Here is a 16431-nt window from a genome sequence, read left to right as displayed (position 1 = left end):
AGCCCAGAGAATCATCCCTGAACTCCATATTCTTCACTTCATATACCGATACTCCCGCAGCTTCTCCAAAATCGCCACTTCTTTCATCAGTTCTTCACCGACGTTTGTTTCTTTCACTTTCTTCCGCTCCAGCTCTTTGTCGACTAATCGTTTCACTGTTAAGACGTCGGTTCCGGTGCTCAGCACTTCGGCCTTGGAGTTAAAGTGTTTATGGGCGACGAGCTGCATGCCGTAGGAGTTGTATAAGAGCGTGTAGCCGGCGATGCCTGTTGTGGATTGGTAGGCTTTGGAGAAGCCGCCGTCGATGACGATCATTTTTCCGTTTGCCTTGATCGGATCTTCGCCTTCGATTTCTTTTACCGGTGTATGGCCGTTGATGATATGGCCGTGATCCGGGTTGAGGCCGAATTCCTTCAGGATGTTTCGGCAGGCTGCTTCGTCTTCGCGCAAATAGTAATACGGGTTTTTCTTTTCTTTATGCGTTTCCTTCTCTTTAATGAAGTATCGCTCAAAGGTTGTCATGGCGCGTTTTCCGAAGAGGGAAGAGTATTCGCCTGTCCATAAGTACCAAGTCATATCTGTCGCCAGATCATCGGTTTCTTCCGGATGGGCAAACGCTTCACGTAAGAACCGTTCAAATACATCGAGCAGCTCACGGCCCGCATAAGCTTTATCCTCTATCATCATCGTTTCCATGCTGCCGTTTTCATCGACGGGAATACAGCCGTGAATCAGCAGGTTGCCGTTATATTTTAAATAAAGGCTGCCTTTTTTCATCATAAAATTCATATGGCGGCCCAGCTTTTCGGAGTTCTGAACAGAGAACAGCAGCTTGTCCATGACTTCTGCTTCTTCTTCTAACAGCTCATCAGGCTGTTTAGGATTCACCGTCGCAAAGCAGGTGTTTTCCAGTTGATATGTTTTTCCGTTCAGCGTGATTTCATTGCGGTCATAATCGATCTTTTCCAGTAACAGCCGTTCCTCCATATTAAAGTTCGGCCGTCTCTTTATAATCGGGCTCTCAAGCTTGAATTGGATCATCGCGATCGCCTGATGAATTTTTGTGATTTGTTTAATCTCATCTTCCGGTCTGTTTTCGTCCGCTTTCGGGCGGAAAGACGGGTTATCATCGTAATATTTTTCGGCAAGGTTCAATAGCGGTCTCAAATTGATGCCGTAAACGTCTTCAATAATATCCAGATTGTCATAGCGGGCACAGATGCGGATAATGTTTGCCAGGCATACTTTTGAGCCGGAATAAGCGCCTATCCAGAGAACATCATGATTCCCCCATTGAATATCCACTGAATGATAGTTGATCAGTTCTTCCATGATCTTATCCGGCTGCGGTCCGCGGTCATAAATATCGCCGACAACATGCAGATGGTCGACCACCAATCGCTGCGTGCTGTAGGCAAGGCCGGTGATCAGCTTATCGGCCTGGCCGAGCGCAATGATCTGTTCTATGATTTCGGAGTAGTATTGTTCTTTGTTGGCGGCTTGTTCTGTTTTGTACAGCAGCTCTTCAGAAATATAAGCAAATTGGGCGGGCAGTGCTTTGCGCAATTTGGAGCGGGTGTACTTGGAAGAACAATAAGAAACGAGCTTAATCATCCGGTGAATCGTTTCTTTATACCACTCGTTTAATGCTTCCTTCGTATCAAAGTCATGTTTGATCAGCTTCAGTTTGTCTTCCGGATAATAGACCAAAGCCGCCAGTTCATCAATTTCTCTATCGTAAATGACGCCGCTGAAAATATCGCGAATCTTCTCTTTTACCCTTCCTGAACCGTTCCGCAGCACGTGCTGGAATGCCTGATACTCCCCGTGCAGATCACTGACGAAATGCTCGGTTCCTTTCGGCAGGTTCAGTATCGCTTTCAGATTAATGATTTCCGTGACCACTTTTTCTTCACAATCGTATTTTTGTGCGAGCAGATCTAAATATTTCGTTTCCAATCTCGTCCATCCCCTTTTTATTTACGAGCAATTGTATGGTAAGGTGAATTTAAAGTATGACATAATGTTTATTTCATTAGACCTTATATGATAGTACCGCATAACGCCTTTTTGAGACAATGAAAACGGAAAATACGCGCTTCAGGCATCAAAAATTGGACCGGGATAACGCCGTGCAGCTCATCCCTCTATTGACAATGCATTCAACTTCCATTAAAATAAAAAGTTAGCTGATAGGTATTTCTATTAGAAACTCAATACGTAGCAGGCTATGATTGCTGTGGGTCGAACTACAGCAGGAGCGGCTTCTGGAGAGACCGCGGGTTTTCCGCGGCGCCGAAGGGTTCACAATCTCAGGCAAAAGGACAGAAGAGTACCGAATATGTATTTGTCATGCTGTTGATTGTCAGCGGCGCAGATATAATTTGATATTCTTATGACCATGAGATTGGAGGGCATCCAATCTCTTTTTTTATTGGCTTTTTTTGCTCGTCGTTCACTAGAGAGGTAAGGAGGAGTCAGATGTGGAGCAGCGAGAGCTAAAGAGGGACTTATCGAATCGGCACGTGCAGCTGATCGCCATTGGCGGCACGATCGGCACCGGATTGTTTTTAGGGTCCGGTAAGGCGATTCAGCTGGCGGGTCCTTCTATCATCTTTGCGTATTTTATTGTAGGTATTGCGCTTTTTTTCGTCATGCGGGCGCTGGGAGAACTGCTGTTATCTAAAGCGGGCTACCAATCATTAACGGATATTGCCGAGGCGTATTTAGGGCCGCGTGCAGCGTTTGTCACCGGCTGGACCTACTGGTTTTGCTGGATTATGACGGCTATGGCGGATGTGATCGCCGTCGGTGTGTATGTGAAATATTGGTTTGATATTCCGCAGTGGATTCCGGCACTTATCTGTTTGCTCATTTTATTAGGGCTTAATCTGTTAACGGTTAAGATTTTTGGAGAATTGGAGTTTTGGTTCGCCTTAATTAAGGTAGTCACGATTCTCGCGTTAATTGTCATCGGTGTCGTTCTGCTGGTGATTGGGTTCAAAACGCATACCGGAACGGTTTCAGCGGCGAATCTGTGGGAGCACGGCGGCTTGTTTCCGAACGGATTTTCAGGCTTTTTGCTTTCGTTCCAGATGGTGATCTTCGCCTATGTCGGTGTGGAATTAGTGGGTGTGTCGGCGGCGGAAACGTCAAATCCGAAAAAAAATATTCCGTCCGCTATCAATAAAATTCCATTGCGGATTTTATTTTTCTACGTCGGGGCATTGCTCATTCTTTTATGTATTAATCCGTGGATGCAGCTGAATGCGGCGGAAAGTCCTTTTGTAAAGACCTTCAGCCTGGTCGGCATCCCGTTAGCCGCGGGAATCATTAATTTTGTCGTATTAACGTCTGCCGCTTCTGCTTGTAACAGCGGGATGTTTTCAACAAGCCGGATTTTGTATAACTTAAGCAAAACGAAACAAGCGCCTGCAAGTTTTGCGAAGCTGAATAAAAATCATGTGCCGAGCCGCGCATTATGGATATCGGTTATTGTGCTGTCAGCTGGCGCTCTTTTAAGCAAATTGATACCGGAAGCGGCTTTTGGCATCGTGACCACCATCAGCGCGATTTGTTTCATTTGGGTGTGGGGCGTGATTCTGGTCTGTCATATCAGATACAGGAAAACCCGTCCGGACTTACATGCAAGCTCGTCTTTCAAGGCGCCGTTTGCGCCGTTTATCAATTACGCCGTGCTGGCGCTGTTTGCCGTCATTCTGGTGATTATGCTGTTTGCGGATGCAACGCGCCCGGCTTTGCTGCTGACGCCGCTGTGGTTTATTGGATTATTTCTTATCTATCGGGCGAGAGGGAGAAAGACAGATTGAATTGCTTCAGACGGTGTACTGCCATGCAGTATGCCGTTTTTTGTTTTGATTGGAAAGCGAGAATATTTGTTAGGAATCAGGCTATAATGATTGTATAATTCAAAAAAGTGTATAATTTTAAATTAAGCGAGGTGATAATATGAAGTATGAGAAGTTATCTAAGCTTTTTTATAAAACGGATGCTGATTCATATGAGAAAGAATTTAAAAAGAGAACAAGCAGCTATGGCAGTTATTCAACATCATTAAACATACGGGGGTTCCGAAAAGGCCGACCCACGGACGATTCATTTGAGCTATTTTATGTGAATACACATAAACTCATGAAGCTGAATAATGAAGTGTTGTTAAACAGTTCCAAAATTTCATCCCTTATCAGTCAGCTCCCTGAATTTGCCGTCAAACCTTATTTTGATAAATTAATTATTAATGAAGCACAGAGTAATAATGAAATTGAAGGAATCCGCAGTACAAAAAAAGAATTGAAAGAGGCTCTTAAAGCGTTAGAACAATCCGAGCCCTCACATAAGCGGTTTGTCGGATTGATGAAAACATATCAATTTATAGACCGAATTCCGTCGTTTACAAGCATTCATGACTTTAGGGAATTATATGACGAGCTGGTCGCAGATGAAATCGGAACAGAAGATGCGCCGGATGGTGAGCTATTCAGAAAAGGCTATGTTGAAGTGAACGATGGGAACATGACCACCCATATCGGCGTTAATTCTGAACAAAAGATAACAGAAGCGCTTGAGGCTTTAATTGCTTATCTTCATGATGAAACACATCCCCAGCTGTATCGTTACATGACAGCTCATTACTACTATGAATACATTCATCCTTTTTATGACGGCAATGGAAGAACAGGACGCCTTATCGTTGGGAGTTATTTGTCCCGATACTTAGAAAAATATTCAGCCATCACTTTTTCTTACGCAGTTAATAAGAACAAAGATAAGTATTATAAGGCATTAGAGGAAATTCCCGCACCTTTAAACCGGGGAGAGCTGACTTTTTATTTAATGGATATGCTGGAATTGCTTCTGTCAGGACAAAAAGGAATTATTGAGGATCTTGAATTTAATTTAATGAAACTGAAACGAATTAGGAACTATATTGATAGCGATCAATGGGCTGATTATAAAGATGAACGTGATATTTTTAATATCATTATCACGATTAATGTATTTGTAAATGATCAGGTTACGCTGTCGGTGCAAGATTTAATGGAGCTCTCAAATAAATCGAGACATAAAATTAACAGAGTAATGGATTATTTAGAACAGCAAGGATTTGTTGAGCTGGTAAGCAGAAGGCCAAAATCTTATAAAATCAGCGAGGATTGTTTAGAGGAAATACTGCCTTCTTAATTAGTATATTTAAAAAAGCCGCCATTCATATGGCGGCTTTCACATTAATTCCGGATCAAATAATCAAATGCGCCTAAAGCGGCAGTTGCACCTGATCCCATGGAGATAATGATTTGGTTGTACGGGCCGTCTGTGCAGTCCCCTGCGGCAAATAGGCCGGGAACGCTTGTCGCGCCGCTCTTATCGACGATGATTTCGCCGATGCGGTTGCGTTCGACCGTTTCGTCTAACCATTCTGTATTAGGCACGAGGCCGATTTGGACGAATACACCTTGGAGTTCAACGTGTTTTTCTTCGCCTGTTTCACGGTCAACGAACGTAATGCCGTTTACGTTTTGGTCGCCTGTGATTTCTTTCGTTTGTGCATTTTTGTGCACAGTGACGTTTGGCAGGCTGTAAAGACGTTTTTGCAGGACTTCGTCTGCTTTCAGTTCAGGCGCGAATTCCAGCACAGTCACGTGATTGACGATACCTGCAAGGTCAATCGCCGCTTCGATTCCGGAGTTTCCGCCGCCGATAACGGCTACGTCTTTGCCTTCAAACAATGGTCCGTCACAGTGCGGGCAGTATGCAACACCTTTGTTTTTGAACTCTTGCTCACCAGGTACGTTGACATTGCGCCAGCGGGCACCTGTTGAAAGGATCACTGTTTTACTTTTCAGTACAGCGCCGTTTTCGAGTTCAAGTTCGAAGAGGTCTTTTTTCTCAAGGCGTTTCGCGCGCTGAAGGTTCATGACGTCAATATCATAATCTTTCACGTGCTCTTCAAGGCTTGCAGCGAGCTTCGGTCCTTCAGTCGCTTTGACGCTGATGAAGTTTTCGATGCTCATGGTGTCGAGTACCTGGCCGCCGAAGCGTTCAGCGACGACACCGGTGCGGATGCCTTTACGAGCCGTGTAGATCGCCGCGCTTGCGCCGGCAGGTCCGCCGCCGACAACAAGAACGTCAAACGGCTCTTTGTCGGCAAACTCAGACGCATCTGCGCCGCTGCCCATTTTTGCGAGAATCTCTTCGATGGTCATACGGCCGCTTCCGAAAGATTCACCGTTTAAGAATACAGTCGGAACAGCCATGATGTTTTTGCTTTCCACTTCTTCTTTGAATGCCGCGCCGTCAATCATTGTATGAGTGATATTCGGGTTGAGCACGCTCATCATGTTTAATGCTTGGACGACATCAGGGCAGTTGTGGCACGTCAGGCTGATATAAGACTCGAAGCGGTATTCTCCGCTGATGTTCTTAATCTGGTCAATGACCTTTTGATCAGCCTTAGGCGCTCTGCCGCTGACTTGAAGCAATGCCAGCACTAATGATGTAAATTCGTGGCCGAGAGGAACACCGGCGAATGTAACGCCTGTGTCTTCTCCGGTACGATTAACGCTGAAGCTCGGTGTTCTGTTTAATTCAGTTTTTTCAACTGAAATTTTAGATGACATGGAAGCCAGCTCATTAACGAGAGCCAGCATGTCCTTAGAAGTGTCATCGTCACCGGCGCTTACTTTGAGAACAATGTCGTTCTCAATTAGCTGCATGTATTGATTTAATTGTGCTTTGATATTTGCATCAAGTACCAATGGAATGCACTCCTTAGATTTTACCTACCAAATCAAGGCTAGGTGTAAGTGTTTCGCCGCCTTCTTCCCATTTAGCCGGGCAGACTTCACCTGGGTTTTGACGAACGTATTGAGCTGCTTTTACTTTGTTTACAAGGTTGCTTGCGTCACGGCCGATACCGCCTGCATTGATTTCAACTGTTTGGATAACGCCATCAGGATCGATGATGAATGTTCCGCGGTCAGCAAGACCAGTTTCTTCGTCAAGAACGTCGAAGTTGCGGGAGATCGTTTGAGATGGGTCACCGATCATTGCGTAAGTGATTTTGCCGATTTTTTCAGAGCTGTCATGCCAGCCTTTGTGTACGAAGTGAGTATCTGTAGAAACAGAGTATACTTCAACACCTAATTCTTTCAGTGCAGCGTATTGTCCTTGAAGATCTTCAAGTTCAGTCGGGCAAACGAAAGAGAAATCCGCTGGATAGAAGCAGAAAACGCTCCATTGACCTTTCAAATCTTCGTTTGTTACATCGATGAATTCACCGTTTTTGAAAGCTTTTGCTTCGAATGGCAGTACTTCTTTTCCGATTAAAGACATAATATCTTCCTCCTGAAATGTGATTTGAAATATATTAAAAAGACAAAGCATTCACTTTATCTTTCAATAATAATTCTAATTATATATAGATTATTAAATAACATTTATTTTTTGTCAAGCTATATGGGGTATTATTTTCTGCTTTTTTTGCTTTAGATGTTTAAAAACGCCTGGTATAAGCGGTTTGGCGCTGTTTGTCATGTTTAACGCCGGGCGAAAGGGGGATTCTCAATTGGTGAATCGAAACAGTAGGAATCAACCCTTCTATATGGCAGTATAAACCAAAGGGGGTATGATCATGCAAATAAATAACATTACTTTGTACAGTTGTGCGTTGGAGGAGACGAAACATTTCTATGAACGGGTGTTAGGTTTTCCTTTAATTGATGAGTCCGGTGATTCGTTTACCATCAAGGCGGGAGAAAGTGAGTTGGAATTCAGGCGCGCAGATTCTCACTCTCATCCGACGTATCATTTCGCGTTTAACATTCCAAATAATCGTTTTGATGAGGCGAAGGCGTGGATGAAGGATAAAGTCGTTTTTCAAACGGAAGATGGGGAGGATGAGGTGTATTTCTCTCATATTCAGGCGCGTTCCTTTTATTTCAAAGATCCGTCCAACAATCTGGCGGAATTCATCGCGAGAGAAACATCGCCGCCAAGCGCGGAACATTTTTCGATTGAGTCCGTTCTGAATATCGGCGAGGTGAACCTGACGGCTGCCGAAGTCGTATCAACCGGGAGGGAGCTGCAGCGTTTCGGCATTCCGGTGAGAAAGCATGCGCCTCTTAGGGAAAACGGGTTTCATTTTATGGGTGATTACAATGATGGGGCGTTTTTGCTTTTAGGGCCGAGCGGCCGCCGCTGGATTTTTTCTGATCAGCATGCGGAGTTCCATCCGCTGTCTGTCATTGTGAACGGGACGATCCGCATTGAGGCTGACGGAAAGGGCGGCATTGACATCAGGCGGGCACAGCCGTCATAAAAAAGCCCGGGCTCAAAAGGCCCGGACTTGAGGCCATTATTTATAGACAACACGGGTGCTGCACATGATGTCGTGCAGCGTTTTTTTCTCTCCGAAGGCGCCCATGATGAATCCGATATAAAGAATGAGCTTAGATATGACATATGCGAAAGCGCGTCCGAAGGCCTGGCCGATGGATATCCGTCCGCCATCCTCATTGACGACCTTAAGGCCGAGCAATGCTTTTCCCAGTGTCCCCTGCATCTTTGAGGCCGTGAGCAGGCTGAAATATAAGATACTGATCACAAAAGAGCTCGCAAGAATCGGGATGACGCCGAACACCAGAAAAGAGATGTTAAACTGATTTTCGGTCATGAAGGGGTCAGCCGCCGCAACGCCTGCCGCAAATAAAAAAGAGACCATAAATTGAATGATAAAAATCGGAATTCCTATGATGATTTGATCAATGACGTAAGCCAGAAACCGAATCCAAAATCCTGCCGGTCTTTCCATGTATCTTTTTCTCTCCCTTGCTTTAATCTGGAATATTATACGTAATCATTCCGGATTTTGCAACGGAGCTTAAGCTTTTGCGAGCAGCCTCTTTCCCCATGCCAAGCGTCCCATGATCAGCCCGAAAGCCAGAAGGGCAAACATGATGCCGCACCACATCAGCTGATGGATTCCCAAATGTGAAATAAACCAGCCGCCCGCCGCCGTTCCGATGGTGATGCCGAGGTTGGAAAAAGAGACAAACAGGCTGTTGCCGAATTCGGGCGCCTCCTTTGCTTCCGCAGTAAGCCATGTCTGGCTGACAATGAGACCGCCGGAATGAACGGCGCCCCATACGAAGACGAGGACGGCCATCGGCGCGAAAGACGTTCCAAACCCGTATATGAGCAAGTAGGCGGCTGTATAAAGAAGCGGAAACAGAATGACGGTCTTTTTCATATTTTTATATAACAAAGCGCCGAAGACGAAATTCCCGGCTATCATAATCACTCCGAAGCTCATCAGCATGAAGCTGACCCATGTGCCGTTCATATGGGACACCCGTCCGAGATACTCCGCAAAATAACTGTAGACAGAAAACATGGCCGCAAAGAGACAGGTGACGGCAGCGATATTGAGCCACAAAGCCGGTTTGCGAAGGATGCCGAGCTGACTTCTGAAAGACATTTTTTCTGTGACCGGCATGGATGGCAAAAAGAGAAGAATGCCCGTGAATGCGATGAGACTGATGATAGCGCCGAATAAGAAGGCGGCTTCAAGGGAGAGACGCTCCGCCAGATAAGACGTGAAAGGCACGCCGAACGCAAAGCCGGCGGTGATGCCTGAAAAGACTTTCGTTACGGCTTTTCCGGATTGGCCGGCGGGGACAAGCCGGGCCGCGGCCGCAAGCCCTACAGAAAAGAACACCGGGTGGCATAAAGCCGGAATGATCCGAAACACCAGCATGACACTGAAATGCGCCGTATACGCGTAGACCGCATTTGAAACGGCGAACATCAGCACCGCCAAAAGCAGAATGACTTTCCGGTTTATGCCTGAAGCAAGCAAGGTCAAAAACGGTCCCGACACAGCGACGATGAACGCGAAAATACTGACAAGCCACCCCGCTTTTGAAGCAGAAATATGAAATCTGTCCGCCACTTGCGGAAGAACGCCGATAATGCCCATTTCGGTCGTGATAATTCCGAAAACCCCTAATGCCAAAAACAGAATGAAGATGGAGCTGCTTTTTTTCATTGTTATGTATGCCTCCTTTTATAACTACATATACAGAAAAATAGATATGTTAGAACAAAAAAAGCCCTCCTTTCATGGTTATAGCTGGTGCTGAACATAGTCAGCAAAGGCTTTAATTTGTTTTTCATTCCTTCTGTAATAGGTCCACTTTCCGATTCGTTCGGATTCCAGCAGGCCGGCTTTTTGCATGGTCAGCAGGTAGCTGGAGATGACGGACTGCGCAAGCCCCGACTTTGCCTGAATATCACCGACGCAAATTCCGGTGCGGAAACTGAGTCCCTGCTCAAGGTAAGGTTTTTCATCAAAATGGTCCTCCGGGTGTTTAAGCCACGTCATAATATCACTTCGTGTTTTGTTAGATAACGCTTTATGAATCAATATCGGTTCCATAACGTTTATTATATCTATTTTTCTGGATTTGTAAATTCGTTTTTAACAAAACATTCTCAAAATAACTAAATATCGTGCTAAAATATAACATATTATCAGATTACCGGTAAAAAAGCCGGGTTATTGTCAGGAGGATATTCACATGAATCAAAAGAAAAAAGGTACGGTTGCGGTGACCTTGCTTTCCGCTCTGCTGTTTTGTTTATTGCCGGTCCTCGTCTCGCTTTCTCCGCTTGCAGAAACGGGGCCGAACGCAAATCGTTTTAATTCCGCGGGCATGTGGGCCGCCGTCGGCCAGATCCTTGTTATATATGCGGTTCCGCTCATTATGTATATTCTCGGTATTCGTGTCATGAAAATCATCATGGCCGTTTTTTGCGGAATCGGGCTTATCATTTGCGCGGCTGTCTTGTTGGTGACGTTATTGACCGCAATTTCCTTAGGGCAGGAGCTGTCTCTTTATTACGGCCTTTTCGTTTGGTCAGGCGCGGCTTTTATCGTCAATGTGGTGTGGTATATTGCCGCGTTTCGATCATCCCCGAAGCATCAGCAGGCTATGTGACATTTGTTCTATAAATCTACCGAAAATACAAATATTTCATAGGTTAATTATGGTATGATCGAAGTGATATAGCAGCTTTTAATAGAAACGGGAGGAACTGACATTGAAAAAAAAGACAGCTTCATTGCGAATGAAAACATTGGCGGCCGGCGCTGCGGTTGCTGCGGCTTTATCTGTGGGAGCGGTTTCTGATCTGCCGGGGGCAAAATGGCTGCATCCGGCGGCTGCTCAAGCTGCGGAAACGGTATTTAAACAAAATCATGCGGCATCCGGTTTCTTGGCGGGACGGTATGACGCGCAGGCGATGTCTCCGACGATGTTCAACTGGTCAAGAGAAAGCCGGTTTACAAGCACTGCCGATGGCGCGTTAAAATGGGAAAAGAATGTTCCGGCCAATCCTCAAAACGGTGCGGGAGCCGCGGTTGACGGGGACGGCACCGTATTTATTCAATCAAAAGACGGGAAGCTGACGGCGTATCATCCGGACGGTACTGTGAAATGGGTGACGGAAAACCTCGGGACGACCTATACGCTGACTCCGGTGCTCGGAACAAACGGTGTCATTTATCTTCCATCTCACGATAAAAAACTGTATTTCATCGACAAAGAAACCGGAACCATTTTAACTTCAGTTCCGCTGAGCGGAGCGCCTAGTTCCGATGCGGCTATCGGATCTGACGGCACGCTGTATGTGTCGACGCTGGATAACTATATCTATGCGATTAAACCGACGTCGCCTTCGACATGGACGCAAAAGTGGAAGTTTAAAACAAACGGCGTGGTCGGCTCCGCTCCCGTGTTAGCATCAAACGGCACTCTGTATACGGCAACGTACAATAATATCTTTTACGCGATCAATTCCGGAACGGGCCAAGTGAAATGGTCAAAAACGACGTCCAACGGGTTTAAAGGCTATCCGGTTATTGATAGAGACGGCACCGTTTACGCCGGAAACCAGGACGGCAACTTATACGCCTATACATCAACGGGTGCTGTAAAGTGGACGTTCCCGTTAAACGGTTTCTCCAGCTCTTCATTAGCGATCGACCATAACGGCAATGTGTATATCGGTTCCGGAAGCGGCGAGCTGTTTTCCATCAGCAAAACCGGCAATATGAACTGGTCTTTCTATACGGACGGGCCTGTGAGAACGGCGCCGCTGATTGATGCGGACGGCAATGTGTACTTCGGTTCTGACGATAAAAATGTCTATGCGGTTGACGCTGACGGTAATGAAAAATGGCGCTATCAAACAGACAGCAATGTCATTTCCTCCCCGGTTCTGGCTGAAGACGGCACGCTTTACGTCGGCACTTATACGAAACTGCTCGCATTCGGGGCAAAAAAATCATAAAAAAAGAATCCGCGTCATCTGCGCGGATTCTTTTTTTATTTAGAGGCTTGAATAAATACGCCTTTTTCATGAGAAAATTCTTTAAAGCCGTACACACCGTGATATGAACCGATCCCGCTCGTATTGACACCGCCGAACGGAAGGTTGACGTCAGTGAAATGAACGACGACATCATTGACAGAAGCATTGCCGGATGTCGTATGCTGCAGCACATAATCGATCAGCTCCTGATTATGGCTGAATACATACAAGGCAAGCGGCTTGTCCCGTTCAGTGATGTAATCAACGGCTTCACTGATATCTTCGTAATTCATAATCGGCAGAATCGGTGCGAAGATTTCTTCCTGCATGATCTTCATATCAGGCGTGACGTTTGTCAGCACGGTCGGAGAAATCGTGCGGTCATGCGCATCGAATACGCCGCCGAACGTCGTTTTCGCCCCTTTTTCAATGGCGTCATCATACAGGGCTTTGACACGGTTAAAGTTGCGGTCGTTGACAATCTGCGTGAATTTGTTGCGGTCAACCGTATGATCATCCTCCATAAAACCTGCATTGACAATGGTTTGCAGGAGATCTGTAAAGGTGCTCTGCACTTCTTTCTTCATAAGGAGATAGTCAGGTGCGATACATGTTTGCCCCGCATTGACAAATTTGCCGACGGCGATTTTTTTCGCCGCGTCCATCAAATCATAGTCGCTGTCGATGATCGTCGGGCTTTTTCCGCCAAGCTCAAGCGTGACGGACGACAAGTGCTTCGCTGCTGCCGTCATGACGATTTTACCGACATTCGTGCTTCCGGTGAAGAAAATGTGGTCAAACGGCTGGTCGAGCAGTTCTGTGGCGACATCGACCTCACCTTCAAAAATGGCGACTTCTTCTTCGTGAAATGCCTCGCGAATAACTGTCGCGGCGATATGGCTCGTCTCCATTGTAAAATCGGACAGCTTCACAATCGCGCTGTTGCCGGCCGCAATGGCAGCTGCAAGCGGAGCCATCGTCAGCATAAACGGATAATTCCACGGGCCGAGAATTAAGGTAAGGCCTTTTGGCTCGTACATTAATACGCCGTCAGCGTCGGGACTGACGGATGAGCCGACGCGTTTCGGCGCCATCCAGGTGTCGAGATTGTTCATATTATCTTTAATCGCCTTAATTGTTCCCTGCGTTTCCGCTCTTTTTACCTCATGATAAGGCTTGCGGACGTCCCGTCTGATCGCCTCGATGATTTCTTCTTCATGTGCGGTGACGGCATCTAAAAAGCGCTGAAGCTTTTCTCTGCGCTGCCCGGCTGTTGAAGCACGCAGCGTTTTTTGATTTTTTTTCTGAAGCTCAAAGACGCGTTTGATGTCTGCTTTTATATGCTGATCCATCGGTCTTCCTCCTCTGGTTGCTTTTTTGTTTCTTCAGGGCCTATTATAATGTGGTGTGTTTTTGCGGCAAAGACAGCGTAAACACATCTATACGTTACCGTACAAATTGCGGTGATCTGTCTAATGAAAGGAGTGTCTCTTATGCCGGATTCTGTGACAACTGACATCAAACAAGCGCTTTTGGCCATGCTTGGAGAGCGGGATATCCGCCGTGTGACCATGAAGGACATCGCCGAACGGGCGCGTGTGAGCCGGGGGACACTGTACCTTTATTACGAAGATAAATATGCGATTTTAGAGGATATAGAGGAAGAAATGAAAGACGGGCTGAGCGAAGCGCTGTATGATTCACTGAAGAATAAAGATGTGCTTCATTTACATGGCGGATGGCAAAAAGTGCATCCGACCCTGTCTTTTGTTGACCGGCATCGGGAGTTTTTTCAAACGATGATGGACCGTCATAAAATGCCGTATTTTCACTTTCATGCTTTTTTAAAAGATGTGTTCCGGCATGATGTGCTGCTGTCACCGGTCAATGCGGATTTCTCACCGACTGAACAGGATATGTACATTCATTACCGCGCTTTATACACGTATGCCATTGTGTTGTACTGGCTGAATGAGGAGCCCGGGGCATCACCGGAAGCGATCAGCGGGCAGGTGTGGGATTTGATTTCTCAAAAACGGTTTTACTGGCTGTTCGGCCGCCGGGTGCCGGAACAAGAAGAAAAAAAGCCCGCCGACCGCCGGGTGACAAGGACGAGGCAGGCCTTGCAAGAAGCCATGATCGGCTTAATGGCGGAAAAAAAAGAATACGCGGCGATTACGATTTCCGATATTGCCCGTCAAAGCAACCTCCGCCGTGCCACTTTTTATGACCATTACGCCAACAAAGAAGCATTGCTGAAAACGATCATCCATCAATCATGCCGGGATCTGATCGGATTATTGACGGTAAAAGGAGAGCCTGCCGACTGTTCCATGGAAGAAGCGGAAGCCGCGCTCGTCGGTCTCTTTTCGGCGCTGTCGGACGGCCTGCCGCTCGTTCATTTTCTGAGAGAGGGTTCGGGAGTGCCTGACGTCATCCCGGAAATGTTCAGAGCGCTGCAATCGTTTTATCTTCATCAGCCCCTGCACATTCAGGCGGGCAAAAAACTCTATGCATATTATGTCGCGTCCATGCTCGTCGGTCTGATTCAATATCGTCTTCATGAAGGAAAAGACCACGCGCCGGACATGTTGGCCCGGGAGTTTCTGCAGTTTTTGGATGTAAAGAAGTATCGGGTGATTTTGCTGTGAGGATGATGAAAAAGAACTCAGCCGAAAACAGGCCGGGTTCTTTTTTGCTGTTTTCTTTGAGAAGCGCCGATATGAAGTGTCCGGCTTTATCCCTTATAAAAAAGATACCTTCCATATGACGCCTGATCAGCATTCTGCCGCCAAACATGACAAATGTCATATTCGGGGCATGATGGCTGCTACTACAACCGCCGCGAGCGCCTCGGTATACTTGGAATCATAATAAAAAAAAGGGGATATGACATTCATGACCAATCACGCCGCAACTCAAAAACAAGCATCTTTAAAAAAGCAGGTTGCTGCATTTTCCGGTGCCGATACAAAGCATAGTGTCAATCAGCTTTTCAACACATTTGTGCCGTTTTTTGCCCTTTGGTTTCTTGCTTACTTCAGCCTCAATGTCTCCTATCTTCTGACCCTCGCCTTTACTGTTATAGCAGCGGGATTTTTGACAAGAATCTTTATTATTTTCCACGACTGCTGCCATCAATCCTTTTTCAAACAAAAGAAGCTGAACCGGCTGTTCGGGTTTATTTCAGGTGTGCTGACACTGTTTCCGTTCCTTCAATGGCAACGCAGCCACTCCATCCATCATGCGACGAGCAGCAACTTAGATAAACGGGGCACCGGCGATATTTGGATGATGACCGTCAAGGAATACAACGAAGCCTCAGCCTGGACAAAAGTACGCTACAGACTTTATCGCAATCCGTTTATTATGTTTATTCTCGGCCCGATTTACGTATTTCTGATTAAAAACCGTTTCAATGTAAAAGGCGCCCGCCGCAAGGAGCGCTGGAACACCTATTTCACGAACGCGGCGATTGTCTTATTGGCTGCTGCGACGTGCCTGCTTTTCGGCTGGGAAAACTTTTTGCTTGTTCAGGGTCCGATTTTCCTTATTTCGGGGTCAATCGGCGTCTGGCTCTTTTATGTTCAGCACACGTTTGAGGATTCTTATTTTGAAGCCGATGAGCATTGGGACTATGTGCAGGCCGCGGTAGAAGGAAGCTCCTTTTACAAGCTTCCGAAGCTTTTGCAATGGCTGACAGGCAATATCGGCTACCATCATGTCCACCACTTAAGCCCGAAAGTGCCGAACTACAAGCTGGAAGCCGCTCATGAGGGGCACGAGCCTTTAAAAAACGTACCGACCATTACGCTTAAAACAAGTCTTGAATCCATGAAATTCCGTCTGTGGGATGAGGACGAAAAGCAATTTGTCACCTTTCGGGAGGCTCGGAAAAAACCGGCGCCCCATCCGGTGCCGAAAGAACCTTTAAAGAAAAATGCCTGATATGACGCGCGGCTCTTTCTCTTATCAGAAAGAGCCTTCTCTTCATGCGTGAGGATGCAATGAAGGCGGTGTTTTGATAAAGTGATGGTA

General features: G+C 46.3%; 14 protein-coding genes and 1 riboswitch. Of the genes, 7 read left to right on the top strand and 7 right to left on the bottom strand.

What is annotated here, in order from left to right:
* Positions 1-33 precede the first annotated feature (33 nt).
* Positions 34-1959, bottom strand: a complete 1926-nt coding sequence (fbp, locus tag NYE62_RS20265; RefSeq protein ID WP_014419314.1) for a fructose-1,6-bisphosphatase — start codon at positions 1957-1959, stop codon at positions 34-36.
* 298 nt (positions 1960-2257) lie between these two features.
* A riboswitch (glycine riboswitch) is annotated at positions 2258-2338 on the top strand.
* Between the two features lie 145 nt (positions 2339-2483).
* Between fbp and NYE62_RS20260 the strand changes: the two genes are divergently transcribed.
* Both NYE62_RS20260 and NYE62_RS20255 read left to right on the top strand, forming a co-directional pair.
* Positions 2484-3830: an amino acid permease gene (locus NYE62_RS20260; RefSeq protein ID WP_007614904.1), complete on the top strand. Its 1347-nt coding sequence runs from the start codon at positions 2484-2486 to the stop codon at positions 3828-3830.
* Between the two features lie 139 nt (positions 3831-3969).
* Complete coding sequence (locus NYE62_RS20255) at positions 3970-5202, top strand: Fic family protein (RefSeq protein WP_156240528.1); 1233 nt, start codon at positions 3970-3972, stop codon at positions 5200-5202.
* Between the two features lie 44 nt (positions 5203-5246).
* Here the strand turns inward: NYE62_RS20255 and ahpF are convergent, their stop codons facing one another.
* Both ahpF and ahpC read right to left on the bottom strand, forming a co-directional pair.
* Entirely contained in the window at positions 5247-6776 is a 1530-nt protein-coding gene (ahpF, locus tag NYE62_RS20250) for an alkyl hydroperoxide reductase subunit F (protein WP_025650071.1), read from the bottom strand.
* Between the two features lie 13 nt (positions 6777-6789).
* Positions 6790-7353, bottom strand: a complete 564-nt coding sequence (gene ahpC / locus NYE62_RS20245; protein WP_004393188.1) for an alkyl hydroperoxide reductase subunit C — start codon at positions 7351-7353, stop codon at positions 6790-6792.
* Between the two features lie 298 nt (positions 7354-7651).
* Between ahpC and NYE62_RS20240 the strand changes: the two genes are divergently transcribed.
* A complete protein-coding gene (locus tag NYE62_RS20240) occupies positions 7652-8338 on the top strand; it encodes a VOC family protein (RefSeq protein ID WP_032868067.1) in 687 nt (228 codons plus the stop codon).
* 36 nt (positions 8339-8374) lie between these two features.
* On the opposite strand, the gene NYE62_RS20235 is transcribed toward NYE62_RS20240, so the two are convergent.
* From NYE62_RS20235 to NYE62_RS20225, 3 genes are all read right to left on the bottom strand, one after another.
* Complete coding sequence (locus NYE62_RS20235) at positions 8375-8830, bottom strand: RDD family protein (protein ID WP_224462915.1); 456 nt, start codon at positions 8828-8830, stop codon at positions 8375-8377.
* A 69-nt stretch (positions 8831-8899) separates the two neighbouring features.
* A complete protein-coding gene (locus NYE62_RS20230) occupies positions 8900-10066 on the bottom strand; it encodes an MFS transporter (protein ID WP_335389803.1) in 1167 nt (388 codons plus the stop codon).
* A 78-nt stretch (positions 10067-10144) separates the two neighbouring features.
* A complete protein-coding gene (locus NYE62_RS20225; RefSeq protein ID WP_014471266.1) occupies positions 10145-10456 on the bottom strand; it encodes a helix-turn-helix transcriptional regulator in 312 nt (103 codons plus the stop codon).
* 142 nt (positions 10457-10598) lie between these two features.
* Here NYE62_RS20225 and NYE62_RS20220 point away from each other — a divergent pair, with 142 nt between their 5' ends.
* Together NYE62_RS20220 and NYE62_RS20215 are read left to right on the top strand one after the other, a co-directional pair.
* On the top strand, positions 10599-11018 hold the full coding sequence (locus NYE62_RS20220) for a DUF5391 family protein (RefSeq protein WP_017418531.1): 420 nt from the start codon (positions 10599-10601) through the stop codon (positions 11016-11018).
* A 130-nt stretch (positions 11019-11148) separates the two neighbouring features.
* Positions 11149-12372, top strand: coding sequence for a PQQ-binding-like beta-propeller repeat protein (locus tag NYE62_RS20215; RefSeq protein ID WP_227051225.1), 1224 nt, complete (start codon positions 11149-11151; stop codon positions 12370-12372).
* A 35-nt stretch (positions 12373-12407) separates the two neighbouring features.
* On the opposite strand, the gene NYE62_RS20210 is transcribed toward NYE62_RS20215, so the two are convergent.
* On the bottom strand, positions 12408-13745 hold the full coding sequence (locus NYE62_RS20210) for an aldehyde dehydrogenase family protein (protein WP_253620478.1): 1338 nt from the start codon (positions 13743-13745) through the stop codon (positions 12408-12410).
* Positions 13746-13886: 141 nt separating this feature from the next.
* Here NYE62_RS20210 and NYE62_RS20205 point away from each other — a divergent pair, with 141 nt between their 5' ends.
* Together NYE62_RS20205 and NYE62_RS20200 are read left to right on the top strand one after the other, a co-directional pair.
* Positions 13887-15044 carry a TetR family transcriptional regulator gene (locus NYE62_RS20205; RefSeq protein ID WP_342497155.1) on the top strand — a complete coding sequence of 386 codons (1158 nt, stop codon included), beginning with the start codon at positions 13887-13889 and terminating at the stop codon, positions 15042-15044.
* Positions 15045-15291: 247 nt separating this feature from the next.
* Entirely contained in the window at positions 15292-16341 is a 1050-nt protein-coding gene (locus NYE62_RS20200) for a fatty acid desaturase (protein WP_077392054.1), read from the top strand.
* Positions 16342-16431: the final 90 nt, after the last annotated feature.

Source organism: Bacillus sp. FSL K6-2861 (assembly GCF_038630725.1).
GTDB lineage: Bacteria > Bacillota > Bacilli > Bacillales > Bacillaceae > Bacillus > Bacillus velezensis.
The sequence above is the reverse complement of the archived record's forward strand: the minus strand, read 5'-3'. Positions and strand labels throughout refer to the sequence as shown.

Excerpts from the sequence above, each read along its gene's own strand:
- NYE62_RS20225 (WP_014471266.1), bottom strand. The coding sequence starts at position 10,456 with ATGGAACCGATATTGATTCATAAAGCGTTATCTAACAAAACACGAAGT.
- NYE62_RS20240 (WP_032868067.1), top strand. The coding sequence starts at position 7,652 with ATGCAAATAAATAACATTACTTTGTACAGTTGTGCGTTGGAGGAGACG.
- NYE62_RS20255 (WP_156240528.1), top strand. The coding sequence starts at position 3,970 with ATGAAGTATGAGAAGTTATCTAAGCTTTTTTATAAAACGGATGCTGAT.
- ahpC (WP_004393188.1), bottom strand. The coding sequence starts at position 7,353 with ATGTCTTTAATCGGAAAAGAAGTACTGCCATTCGAAGCAAAAGCTTTC.
- NYE62_RS20230 (WP_335389803.1), bottom strand. The coding sequence starts at position 10,066 with ATGAAAAAAAGCAGCTCCATCTTCATTCTGTTTTTGGCATTAGGGGTT.
- NYE62_RS20210 (WP_253620478.1), bottom strand. The coding sequence starts at position 13,745 with ATGGATCAGCATATAAAAGCAGACATCAAACGCGTCTTTGAGCTTCAG.
- NYE62_RS20200 (WP_077392054.1), top strand. The coding sequence starts at position 15,292 with ATGACCAATCACGCCGCAACTCAAAAACAAGCATCTTTAAAAAAGCAG.
- NYE62_RS20220 (WP_017418531.1), top strand. The coding sequence starts at position 10,599 with ATGAATCAAAAGAAAAAAGGTACGGTTGCGGTGACCTTGCTTTCCGCT.
- NYE62_RS20235 (WP_224462915.1), bottom strand. The coding sequence starts at position 8,830 with ATGGAAAGACCGGCAGGATTTTGGATTCGGTTTCTGGCTTACGTCATT.
- NYE62_RS20215 (WP_227051225.1), top strand. The coding sequence starts at position 11,149 with ATGAAAACATTGGCGGCCGGCGCTGCGGTTGCTGCGGCTTTATCTGTG.
- NYE62_RS20205 (WP_342497155.1), top strand. The coding sequence starts at position 13,887 with ATGCCGGATTCTGTGACAACTGACATCAAACAAGCGCTTTTGGCCATG.